Here is an 11,608-nt window from a genome sequence, read left to right on the forward strand (position 1 = left end):
ATGTCCCTGTCGCCGCACCACGACGGCTCAGAACTCTACGTACCCGAGCAGGAACCCACCCTCGGTCAGACCGTGCCGGTCTTCGTCCGGGTGCCCGAGGGCACCGACGTCCGGCAGGTGCACGTGCGGACCACCGGCGACGGTGAGCCGCGTTTCGTCGAGGCCACCGTCGACCGCCGGGACGGCCACGACGTGTGGTGGCGGGCCGACGTCGAGGTCCGCAACCCGGTCAGCAACTACCGGTTCATGCTCACCGGGACGACCGGCTACCGCTGGCTCAACGCCGCCGGCACGGTCGACCACGACGTGCCCGACCACGGCGACTTCAGGCTGGTCAGCCACGCCCCGCCGCCAGCCTGGGCGCGGGACGCGCTGGTCTACCAGATCTTCCCCGACCGGTTCGCCCGGTCCGCCGCCGCCGACGGGCGCACCCCGCCGGACTGGGCGGTCCCGTGCGACTGGGACACCCCGGTCATCGGGTACGGCCCGCAGACCCCCCGCCAGTTCTACGGCGGCGACCTCGACGGCATCACCGAACGCCTCGACCACCTGGACCGGCTCGGCGTCAACACCGTCTACCTGACGCCGATCTTCCCGGCCCGCTCCAACCACCGCTACGACGCCGCCGGCTTCGACACCGTCGACCCGTTGCTCGGCGGCGACGCGGCCCTGGTCCGGCTGGCCGACGCCGTCCGGGCCCGGGGCTGGCGGCTGATCGGCGACATCACCAGCAACCACACCGGAGACGCGCACGAGTGGTTCACCCGCGCCCTAGCCGACGTCCACGCCCCCGAGCGGGAGATGTACTACTTCGACGTGCCCACCGGCGGCGGGGAGCCGACGTACGAGTCGTGGAACGGGGTGCGGTCGCTGCCGAAGCTGAACTGGGGCAGCGCCGAGTTGCGCCGCCGTTTCGCCACCGACCCGGACTCGCTGCTGCGCCGCTGGCTGCGCCCGCCGTACGGGCTGGACGGCTGGCGGGTCGACGTGGCCAACATGACCGGGCGGCGGGGCGCGGACGCGTACACCCACGAGGTGGCACGGCTGCTGCGCGAGGTGGTCGCGCAGACCCGGGCCGACGGGCTGCTGCTCGCCGAGCACGGCCACGACCACACCGGTGACCTGGACCGCGACGGCTGGCACGGCACGATGAACTACGTCGGCTTCACCGACCCGGTCTGGTCCTGGCTGCGCACCGGGCCCGGGGACCACGCGCCGCTGCCGAACTTCCTCGGCACGCCGGGCGGGGTGCGGCGGCGGGACGCGCACGCGGTGCTCGCCACCATGAACAGCTTCCGGTCGCTGATCTCCTGGCGGTCGTACGTCCACTCGTGGCAGCTGCTCGGCTCGCACGACTCGGCCCGCATCCGCACGGTGGTCGGCGACGCCGCCCGGCAGGAGGTGGCCGCCGGCCTGCTCGCCACGCTGCCCGGCACCCCGGTGGTCTTCGCCGGTGACGAGTGGGGGCTGACCGGCGGCAACGGCGAGGGCTCCCGCACCCCGATGCCGTGGCACCGGCCGGAGCGCCGGGACGCCGGCACCTTCGCCGCGTACCGGGCGCTGCTGGCGCTGCGTCGGGACACCCCGGAGCTGCGGCACGGCGGCCTGCGCTGGGTGTACGCCGACGCCGACACGCTTGTCTTCCTGCGTGAAGCGACCACCGGCACGGTGCTGGTGCTGGCCCGCCGGGCGGCCGGCACGCCGGTGCGGCTGACCGGCCTGCCGGCCACCGGGAACGCCGGTTCCGGCCCGGCGGGGGAGAACCTCCACGGGGGTGCCCCGGCGCTGCGGCCCGCCCCCGACGGCGGGATCACCCTGCCCGGTGACGGCCCGACCTTCCAGGTCTGGCGGCTCTGACGGGCGGCCCGTCGGCGGGGGCGGCGAGATCACGGATTGAACTCAGCCGGCGGGCCACCTACTACAAACTGTCGTTGATGGGGGAGGATGGCCGGCGTGGAAGCTCTCCGACTGATCCTTCTCTACGTCCATCTGATCGGGTTCGCGCTGCTGCTCGGCGGCGCCGTCGCCCAGTACGTCAGCGGCCGGCTGCGGATCAACGCGGCCATGCTCTGGGGCTCGGTGATCCAGTTGCTGACCGGCGTGGGCCTGTCCGCGCCGCTGCGCGACGGCGACGAGCCGGCCCCCGCCAAGCTTGTTACCAAGTTGGTGCTGGCCCTGCTCATCTTCGTCATGGTCTTCTTCTCCCGGAAGCGGGCGCAGGTGGCCCGTGGCCATTTCCTGGCGATCATCGGGTTGACCCTGGTCACGGCCGCTGTGGCGGTGTTCTGGCGGTAGCCGTCGGGGTCGCCGGGAACGGGACGTTCGCCGCACCCGGCCCGCCGGAACCGGCATGCTGAGTGATGTGCCCCACCCGAGGGTTACGCCGGGATAACGAGCGTTCAACAGTCGTGCACGATTGGCGGCCGGTGGGTGGACGTCGGGCTACGCTCCCGTCCGTAACGTGGGATGCCGGCGGCACAACGCTCGTCGGTTCAAGGGCTGCCACCGCACGAGGCGGTGTGCAATGGAAGGAGACGTCTTGCGCTCTGTGCGTGGGATGCGGATCGCCTCTGCCATCGCGGCGGGTGGGCTCGTGCTGGGTGCTGCCGCGTGTGGTGAGGCGCCGGACGACGACAACAACGCCGGTGGCAGCGGCGACAAGAAGTACAGCGCCTGCATGGTGACCGACGTCGGCGGCATCGACGACAAGTCGTTCAACACCTCCGCCTGGAAGGGCCTGGAGGAGGCCAAGAAGGCCAACGACAACATCGACATCAAGTACGTCGCGTCGAAGGCCGAGGCGGACTACGAGGTCAACCTGACCGGGTACGTCAACCAGAAGTGCGACTTCATCCTGGCCGTCGGTGGCCTGATGCAGGACGCCACCAAGAAGATCGCCGCCGCGAACCCGAACCAGCAGTTCGGCATCGTGGACGCGAACCCGGCCACGGCGAACGTCTACCCGATGCAGTTCGACACCGCCCAGGCCGCCTTCCAGGCCGGCTACCTGGCCGCCGGGATGACCAAGAGCGGCAAGGTCGGCACCTACGGTGGCCTGCCGATCCCGCCGGTGACCATCTTCATGGACGGCTTCGCCGACGGCGTGGCGCACTACAACAAGACCAAGAGCAAGAACGTCCAGGTGCTCGGCTGGGACAAGGCGACCCAGAAGGGTTCCTTCACCAACGACTTCGCCAAGCAGGACGAGGGCAAGAAGGTCTCCGACGCGCTGGTCGCCCAGGGCGCGGACATCGTCATGCCGGTCGCCGGTGGCGCGGGCCTCGGCACCACCGCCGCGGCGAAGGCGTCGGGCGGCAAGTACTCGGTCGTCTGGGTCGACGTCGACGGCTGCGAGAGCACCCCGGACTGCGCGGCGCTGCTGACCACCGTGGTCAAGAACATCCCGGACGCCGTCAAGGACGCCGTGCTCAAGGCCGCCGGTGGCGAGAAGCTCGCCGCCACCCCGGGCTTCGTCGGCAACCTCGCCAACAACGGTGTCTCGATCGCCCCGTACCACGACTTCGACAGCAAGGTCCCGGCGGACCTCAAGGCCGAGGTCGAGAAGCTCAAGGCGGACATCGCCGCCGGCACCATCACGGTCACCTCGAAGGCCCAGCCGACCAAGTGACCGCCGCGTCGGCCGCCACGATGGGATCATCGGCAGCGGCGGCCGGCGGGCACCAGGCATGACGACCGGCCGTCCCGGCGTACGTGGGCAACCCACGGCGTCGGGGCGGCCGGTCCGCGCACCGGTCGGCCGGCACCCCGGTGACCGGCCGACCGGCAGCTAGGCTGCACCATCGCTCGCACTCCAGGAGGTTGCGCTGAGACTCGAACTGCGCGGCATCACCAAGCGGTTCGGTGATCTGGTCGCCAACGATCACATCAACCTGACGGTGGAGCCTGGAGAGATCCACGCCCTGCTCGGCGAGAACGGCGCGGGCAAGTCGACCCTGATGAACGTGCTCTACGGGCTCTACCAGCCCGACGGGGGCGAGATCCTGGTCGACGGCCGGCCGCTGAGGCTCAAGGGCCCCTCGGACGCGATCCGGGCCGGGATCGGCATGGTGCACCAGCACTTCATGCTGGTGCCGGTCTTCACCGTCACCGAGACCATCATGCTCGGCGCGGAGCAGGTCCGGGGCGGCATCGTCGGCTTCCTCGACCGGCGGCGCGCCCGCCGCGAGGTGGCCGAGGTCTCCGCGCGGTACAACCTGCGGGTCGACCCGGATGCGGTGATCGAGGACCTGCCGGTCGGCATCCAGCAGCGGGTCGAGATCGTCAAGGCGCTCACCCGCGACGTCGACCTGCTGATCCTCGACGAGCCGACCGCGGTGCTCACTCCGCAGGAGACCGAGGAACTGCTCACGGTCATGCGGTCGCTCAAGGCGGCCGGCAAGTCGATCGTCTTCATCACCCACAAGCTCGGCGAGGTCAAGGCCATCGCCGACCGGATCACCGTGATCCGGCGCGGCCGGACCGTCGGCACCGCCTCCCCCGAGGCGAGCCGGGACGAGTTGGCCGCGCTGATGGTCGGTCGCAACGTCCGGCTCACCGTCGACAAGCAGCCCGCCACCCCGGGCCGGCCGATCCTGGAGGTCGCCGGCCTGGTCGTCGACGACGACCGGCAGGTCCGCGCGGTGGACGGCGTCGACCTGACCGTACGCGCCGGTGAGGTGCTCGGCGTGGCCGGCGTGCAGGGCAACGGGCAGACCGAGCTGATCGAGGCGATCATGGGGCTGCGCCCGACGCTCGCCGGCACGGTGACCCTCGACGGCGAGCCGATCCACGGCTGGTCCACCAAGAAGGTGCTCCGCGCCGGGGTCGGCTACGTCCCCGAGGACCGCAGCGTCGACGGCCTGGTCAAGGAGTTCAGCGTCGCCGAGAACCTGGTCCTCGACATCTACGACCGGCCGCCGTTCGGCAAGGGCCTGGCGCTGCGGCCGGACGCGATCGCCGCCTCGGCGAAGGAGCGGATCGAGCAGTTCGACGTGCGTACCCCGTCGGCGGACGCGGCGGTCGGCACCCTGTCCGGCGGTAACCAGCAGAAGGTGATCGTGGCCCGGGAGCTGTCCCGGCCGCTGAAGCTCTTCATCGCTGCCCAGCCCACCCGGGGCGTGGACGTCGGCTCGATCGAGTTCATCCACAGCCGGGTCATCCGCGAGCGCGACGTCGGCACCGCCGTCATGGTCGTCTCCAGCGAATTGGACGAGGTGATCGGCCTCGCCGACCGGATCGCGGTGATGTACCGGGGCCGGATCATCGGCATCGTCGGCCCGGACACCCCGCGCGAGGAGATCGGCCTGCTGATGGCCGGCATCACCCCCGACGCCCCCGCACCGGCCCCGACCGACGGCGTGGCCACCCCGGGCGGTCCGGCCGGCGGCGTGACGCCGGCCCCCGAGAGCCCTGGTAACGAGGACGAGGCATGAGCAACCCCAACCCGGTGTCCGGCTCCCCGGACAAGGAACCGGCGACCGAGGCGGAGCTGGCCGGAACCGGCAGGGCCGACCGGGGCGCCACGATGACCTCACCCAAGCAGCCCGCGCCGGGGCCCCGGCCCACGCTGGGCCGGCTCTTCCTGGACAACCTGTGGGCCGCCAACACGGTGACCGTGACGGTCCTCGCCCTGGTGCTGGCGATGCTGGTCGGCGCGGTCCTGATCATCGTGTCCGACCCGGATGTGCTGGCCACCTACGGCTACATCACGGCCCGCCCGACCGACGCCCTGAACGCGAGCTGGACGGTGGTCAGCGAGGCGTACGCCAACCTGTTCAAGGGGGCGGTCTTCGACCCGGAGGCGTCCGGTTTCACCGCCGCGATGAGCCCGATCTCGGAGACCCTCACCTACACCGCGCCGCTGGTGTTCACCGGGCTGTCGGTGGCGCTCGCCTTCCGGGGCGGCCTGTTCAACATCGGTGCCCAGGGCCAGGCGACGATGGGCGTGATCCTGGCCGCCGTGGCCGGCTTCGCGTTGCCGCTGCCGCCGGTGGTGCACCTGGTCGTCGCGTTGATCGCCGGTGCGGCCGGCGGCGCGGTCTGGGGGTTCGTCCCCGGCATCCTCAAGGCCCGGACCGGCGCGCACGAGGTGATCAACACGATCATGCTCAACTACGTCGCCGTCTACTTCCTGTCCTGGATCATCGTGCAGAACGGCGTGCAGAACCCGGACCGGGCGGACGCGATCAGCCGCCCGGTCGACTCCTCGGCCGCGCTGCCCCGGCTGCTCGGCGACAACCTGCGGGTGCACGCCGGCATCCTGCTCGCGGTGCTGGCCACCTGGGCCATCGCCTGGCTGCTCAACCGCTCGACGCTCGGCTTCGAGCTGCGGGCCGTCGGCGCCAACCCGGAGGCGGCGCGGACCGCCGGCATCAGCGTCACCAAGACGTACGTGCTGGTGATGGTGATCGCCGGGATGCTCGCCGGCCTCGGTGGCAGCCAGATGGTGCTGGGTTCCACCGCGAACGCGCTCACCCCGCTGGTGATCGCGCAGATCGGCTTCGACGGCATCCTGGTGGCGCTGCTCGGCCGGGTGAAGCCGTGGGGTGTGCTGCTGGCCGCGCTGCTGTTCGGCGCGCTCCAGGCCGGTGGCAACCGGATGCAGTCGTACTCCGGGATCTCGCTGGAGCTGGTCACCGTGCTCCAGGCGCTGATCGTCATCTTCATCGCCGCGCCGGCCCTGGTGAAGGCGATCTTCCAGCTCCGGGCCGCCCGTGCCGCCCGGTTGCAGACGAGCCTCGCGAAGGGCTGGTGAGGCATGTCCACCACCGCTGTCCCCGACGTCGCCGTGGCCGCGGTCGACGAGGGTTTCTGGACCCGCCCCCGCAAGGTGGGCCTGGTCCTGCTGGCGCTGGGCGTGCTCGCCACCGTGCTGTTCGGGGCGTTGGCCACCGGCCAGCAGGCCCGGTTCACCCTCAGCGAGACCGAGGGCGGCGCGGCGCTGGAGATCCAGGGCACCCTCGGCGCGATCCTGTTCGGGGTCGTCGCCGCCGCAGCCGGCGGCGCGCTGCTGGTCGGGGTCCCGAAGCGCTGGTTCACCCTGGTCCTCGGGGTGGGGCTGGTCGGCTTCGTGCTGAGCTTCCTGTGCTGGCAGGTCTCCGCCGCCCCCGAGGGCCGCAACTTCATGCCGATGGTCAACATCGTCCGGGGCACCTTCGTCCTGGCCCTGCCGCTGATCTTCGGCGCGCTGGCCGGGGTGCTCTGCGAGCGGTCCGGCGTGGTCAACGTCGCCATCGAGGGGCAGTTGCTGATGGGCGCGTTCAGCGGCGCGCTCTTCGGCAGCCTCAGCGGCAACGTCTGGGTGGGCCTGGTGGCGGCGGCCGTCGGTGGCGCGTTCATCTCGCTGCTGCTTGCCGTCTTCGCCATCCGCTACCTGGTCGACCAGGTCGTGATGGGTGTGGTGCTCAACCTGCTGGCGGTCGGCGTCACCGGCTTCCTCTACGAGCGGCTGATGCAGACCGACGCGGAGAAGTACAACAGCGCGCCGCGCTTCGGCAACTGGGAGATCCCGCTGCTGAAGGACATCCCGCTGCTCGGCCCGGCGCTGTTCCGGGGCAACATCTTCCTCTACCTCGGCCTGCTGCTGGTGCTCGTCATCCACCTCGCGCTGTTCCGCACCCGGTGGGGCCTGCGGACCCGGTCGGTGGGGGAGCACCCCACCGCCGCCGACACCCTCGGGGTCAAGGTGCTGGGCCTGCGGTACCGCAACGTGCTGCTGGCCGGGGTGGTGGCCGGCATCGGCGGCGCGTCGTACACCCTGGCGCTCTACAGCTTCACCAAGAACATGATCGGCGGTAAGGGCTTCATCGCCCTGGCCGCGCTGATCTTCGGCCGGTGGAGCCCGACCGGCGCGCTGCTCGCCGCGCTGTTCTTCGGCTTCGCCGACCAGCTCGCCACCTACCTCGGGGCGATCGGCAGCAGCATCCCCAACCAGTTCCTGGCGATGCTGCCCTACCTGGCGACCATCCTGGCGGTGGCCGGGCTGGTCGGTCGGGTCCGGGCACCCGCCGCCGACGGCAAGCCGTACGTCAAGGGCTGAACGACCGGCCCGCTGCGGGCCCGGCGGGGACCTCCCTGCCGGGCCCGCGTCGTCCCCGACGGACGCCGTCCGGGTACGGCCCCGGGCCGGCCGCCGGGAAGCGACGGGCGGCCGACCGGCACCCTTCCCGCACCCGGGTGGGGTGGCCTGGGCAGAATGAGGGGATGAGCGAGATCGACTGGGAGCGCCTGCGGGCCGCGGCGACCGAGGTGATGCGGCACGCCTACGTGCCGTACTCGAAGTTCCCGGTCGGCGCGGCGGCCCTGGTCGACGACGGCCGGGTGGTGGTCGGCTGCAACGTGGAGAACGCCGGCTACGGGGTGACCCTGTGCGCCGAGTGCGGGGTGGTCTCGGCGCTGCACGCCACCGGCGGCGGCCGGCTGGTCGCGATGTCCTGCGTCGACGCCACCGGGGAGCCGTTGATGCCGTGCGGCAGGTGCCGGCAACTGCTCTGGGAGAACGGCGGCCCGGAGTGCCTGGTCGAGTCGAGGACCGGCCCGCTGCGGATGGCAGAGCTGCTGCCGCACGCCTTCGACGTGGCCGACATCGAGGCGGTCGTCGGCGAGAACCCGGTGCCGGTGGTGCCGGACCGGCTGGCCGCCTGGCGGGGGCGGGGCACCGTCTTCGTACACCCGGACCTCTCCGCCGGGCAACAGGTCTGGACGGCGTACTGGGAACGGTCGGCGGGCGACAGCGACGAGGCCGGACCCGGGGTGCTGGAGGAGGGCCCGAGCTGGGGCGACCCGGCGGAGGCGATCACCTGGGGGCTGGCCCGGACGCCGAGGGTCGTGGTGGTGGACGCGGAGGGCACCATCTTCTGGGCCGGCGAGGGCGAGCCGCCGGTGGAGATCCCGGCCCGCTGGGCCACGTCCTGATCCGTCCGGTTCTCGCGCCGGTTACCGCAACGACTTCAGAGGGAACTCAACGGTGAGTGCTTTTACCGCGGTCGACGTCATCCGGGCCAAGCGGGACGGGGGTGTGCTCAGCGACGGCCAGATCGACTGGGTGGTCGACGCGTACACCCGGGGGCTGGTGGCCGACGAGCAGATGTCGGCGCTGGCCATGGCGATCCTGCTGCGCGGCATGTCGGTGCCGGAGATCGCCAGGTGGACCGCCGCGATGATCGCCAGCGGCGAGCGGCTGGACCTGTCGGCGGTGGACCGGCCGACGGTCGACAAGCACTCCACCGGCGGCGTCGGTGACAACATCACCCTGCCGCTGACCCCGCTGGTGGCGGCCTGCGGCGGCGCGGTCCCGCAGCTCTCCGGCCGGGGTCTCGGGCACACCGGCGGCACCCTCGACAAGCTGGAGTCGATCCCCGGCTGGCGGGCCTCGCTGAGCAACGACGAGTTCATCGCCCAGCTCCGCGACGTCGGCGCGGTGATCTGCGCGGCGGGCGCCGCGCTCGCCCCGGCCGACCGCAAGCTGTACGCGCTGCGCGACGTCACCGGCACCGTCGAGGCGATCCCGCTGATCGCCTCGTCGATCATGAGCAAGAAGATCGCCGAGGGCACCGGGGCGCTGGTCCTCGACGTCAAGGTCGGCTCCGGCGCGTTCATGAAGAACGTGGCCGACGCCCGCGAGCTGGCCCGGACGATGGTGGCGCTCGGCGACGCCCACGGGGTGCGCACGGTCGCCCTGCTCACCGACATGGCCACCCCGCTCGGCCTGACCGTCGGCAACGCCGTCGAGGTGGCCGAGTCGGTGCAGGTGCTCGCCGGCGGTGGCCCGGCCGACGTGGTGGAGCTGACCCTGGCCCTGGCCCGGGAGATGCTCGACGCGGCCGGCCTGCCCGACGCCGACCCGGCCGCCGCGCTGCGCGACGGGCGGGCGATGGACGCCTGGCGCACGATGATCCGCGCCCAGGGCGGCGACCCGGACGCCAAGCTGCCCACCGCCAACGAGGTGGAGGTGGTCCGCGCCGACACCGACGGCTTCGTCGAGTCCGTCGACGCGTACGCGATCGGGGTGGCCGCGTGGCGGCTCGGCGCGGGGCGGGCCCGCAAGGAGGACCCGGTCAGCGCCGCCGCCGGAGTGGTGCTGCACAAGCGGCCCGGCGATCCGGTCCGGGTCGGCGAACCGCTGTACGAGCTGCGCGCCGACGACACGGTACGGCTGCCGGCCGCACGCGCCGAGGCCGCCCTGGCGGTCCGGGTGTCGGCCACCGCGCCGTCGGCGTCGCCGCTGGTCATCGAGCGGATCGGCTGACGGTCGGCGGCACCGGTCAGCGGTCGGCGCGACGGGGGCCGGCCGACGTGGTGCCGGTCGCGACGGAACGCTATCCTCCCTGGTCAGGGGGACCGAACGGCGGTGACGCCGCGTGAGCAGACAGGGAATCCGATCGTGCTGGTAGCCGCGCCCGATCCCCGCGAGGTCCGCGAGGCGAGCCTCGACGAGTTGTCCCGGTTGCGCCTGCCCCTGCCGCCGGCCCAGTTTCCCCTGGTCTGGGAGCCGGGCGACGAGATCGAACTGCGGCCCACCGTGGAGATCGAGGCCCGCATCGCGGTGCTGCACCTGATCCTGGCCCGGTGCTTCGGGATGCCGGCGCAGACGGCGATGAGCTGGCTGCTCGACTCCCACCTCGTCGACATGGTCACCCCGCCCGAGTGGCAGTTCGTGGTGGGCGGCAAGGGCGACCACCGCTCGTTCGTCCTGCACCACGACGCGCTCTTCTCACTGTCCTGGGTGCTGGGCCTGAGCAAGCAGCTCGACCCGACCATCCCGGTGGACGAACGGCTGGTGGAGCGGATGCCGTACCTGGCCGGGGGGGAGACCTTCGGCCAGTGGCGGGCCCGCATCCTGGCCGCCCCGCAGCACCCGGCGGACGCCGCCGCCCTGCTCGACCTGCACTACTGCCTGGACTGGGCGTACCTGGAGGTGGAGAAGTCGGGGCACCGGCTGCCCGGCCTGGTGGACGCGAACGCGATCGGCCAGCGCCGGTGGGCGTTGGAGTGGGCGGTGATGCTGCGTGGCCCGTACCACGACGAGCCGCCCGGCTGGGAAGAGGTCGACCTCTCCACCTGAGTGCCCCTCGCCCGGCGGCAGGGTCGCGTCCTGTTACCCCGTGGTCAGCGGGGTCGCCAGGCGGTGAGACGTACCGAGGCGGTCACCGTGACCGGGGTGGGCAGCGCGTCGATCGCGGCGGCGAGCCGCGTCGGGTCGGTGTGCCAGGCGCTCGGCCCCATCCCGACCAGGGTGGCCACCTCGGCCCGGTCGAGGGTGAGCCGGGCGGCGTGCACGGCCGTGTGCTCCGGCGTGAACCGCCCGGCCAGGCTGTCCGCGACCCGGTCGGCCTTGGCCGGGTCGACCCGCAGCAGCCCGAGCACGTCGACCAGCTCGGCGAGGTGGGCGTCGGTGGGGGTGACCACCAGCAGTATCCCGACCGGGTGCAGCACCCGGTGGAACTCGTCGCCGTTGCGCGGGGCGAAGACGTCGAGCAGCACGGCCACCGACCGGTCGGCCAGCGGCAACCGCTGCCAGGTGTCGGCGAGCGCGGCGGCGGCGCGCGGGTGGGCACGGGCGGCGCGGCGCAGCGCCGGCTTGGCGACGTCCAGGGCCAGGCCGACGGCG

Annotated in this window: 9 protein-coding genes and 1 pseudogene; 9 read left to right on the plus strand and 1 reads right to left on the minus strand. The window is 72.4% G+C overall.

Features of this window, described 5'->3' with window-relative positions; all coding sequences use genetic code 11:
• From ACOJTC_RS28475 to ACOJTC_RS28515, 9 genes are all read left to right on the plus strand, one after another.
• On the plus strand, nt 1-1,857 hold the full coding sequence (locus ACOJTC_RS28475) for a glycoside hydrolase family 13 protein (RefSeq protein ID WP_420119199.1): 1,857 nt from the start codon (nt 1-3) through the stop codon (nt 1,855-1,857).
• 96 nt (nt 1,858-1,953) lie between these two features.
• Nucleotides 1,954-2,295, plus strand: a complete 342-nt coding sequence (locus tag ACOJTC_RS28480) for a hypothetical protein (RefSeq protein ID WP_420119200.1) — start codon at nt 1,954-1,956, stop codon at nt 2,293-2,295.
• Nucleotides 2,296-2,557: 262 nt separating this feature from the next.
• Nucleotides 2,558-3,628 carry a BMP family lipoprotein gene (locus ACOJTC_RS28485; protein WP_420119206.1) on the plus strand — a complete coding sequence of 357 codons (1,071 nt, stop codon included), beginning with the start codon at nt 2,558-2,560 and terminating at the stop codon, nt 3,626-3,628.
• Between the two features lie 256 nt (nt 3,629-3,884).
• Complete coding sequence (locus ACOJTC_RS28490) at nt 3,885-5,432, plus strand: ABC transporter ATP-binding protein (RefSeq protein ID WP_420119207.1); 1,548 nt, start codon at nt 3,885-3,887, stop codon at nt 5,430-5,432.
• Nucleotides 5,429-6,754: an ABC transporter permease gene (locus tag ACOJTC_RS28495; RefSeq protein ID WP_420119201.1), complete on the plus strand. Its 1,326-nt coding sequence runs from the start codon at nt 5,429-5,431 to the stop codon at nt 6,752-6,754. Before ACOJTC_RS28490 ends, ACOJTC_RS28495 begins: the two co-directional genes overlap by 4 nt.
• Nucleotides 6,755-6,757: 3 nt before the next feature.
• Entirely contained in the window at nt 6,758-8,038 is a 1,281-nt protein-coding gene (locus tag ACOJTC_RS28500; RefSeq protein WP_420119202.1) for an ABC transporter permease, read from the plus strand.
• Between the two features lie 164 nt (nt 8,039-8,202).
• Complete coding sequence (locus tag ACOJTC_RS28505) at nt 8,203-8,913, plus strand: cytidine deaminase (protein WP_420119203.1); 711 nt, start codon at nt 8,203-8,205, stop codon at nt 8,911-8,913.
• Between the two features lie 52 nt (nt 8,914-8,965).
• Nucleotides 8,966-10,246, plus strand: a complete 1,281-nt coding sequence (locus ACOJTC_RS28510; RefSeq protein WP_420119204.1) for a thymidine phosphorylase — start codon at nt 8,966-8,968, stop codon at nt 10,244-10,246.
• A gap of 135 nt (nt 10,247-10,381) precedes the next feature.
• A complete protein-coding gene (locus ACOJTC_RS28515) occupies nt 10,382-11,062 on the plus strand; it encodes a DUF4272 domain-containing protein (protein WP_204927424.1) in 681 nt (226 codons plus the stop codon).
• A 44-nt stretch (nt 11,063-11,106) separates the two neighbouring features.
• On the opposite strand, the pseudogene ACOJTC_RS28520 reads toward ACOJTC_RS28515, so the two are convergent.
• Nucleotides 11,107-11,608 (minus strand): annotated as a pseudogene (locus ACOJTC_RS28520) (23S rRNA methyltransferase); the annotation flags it as partial.

The organism is Micromonospora sp., assembly GCF_048594385.1.
Classification (GTDB): domain Bacteria; phylum Actinomycetota; class Actinomycetes; order Mycobacteriales; family Micromonosporaceae; genus Micromonospora; species Micromonospora wenchangensis.

Bases quoted from the DNA above. Each gene is read 5' to 3' on its own strand.
- ACOJTC_RS28475 (WP_420119199.1), top strand. From the start codon at position 1: ATGTCCCTGTCGCCGCACCACGACGGCTCAGAACTCTACGTACCCGAG.
- ACOJTC_RS28485 (WP_420119206.1), top strand. From the start codon at position 2,558: ATGCGGATCGCCTCTGCCATCGCGGCGGGTGGGCTCGTGCTGGGTGCT.
- ACOJTC_RS28495 (WP_420119201.1), top strand. From the start codon at position 5,429: ATGAGCAACCCCAACCCGGTGTCCGGCTCCCCGGACAAGGAACCGGCG.
- ACOJTC_RS28500 (WP_420119202.1), top strand. From the start codon at position 6,758: ATGTCCACCACCGCTGTCCCCGACGTCGCCGTGGCCGCGGTCGACGAG.
- ACOJTC_RS28505 (WP_420119203.1), top strand. From the start codon at position 8,203: ATGAGCGAGATCGACTGGGAGCGCCTGCGGGCCGCGGCGACCGAGGTG.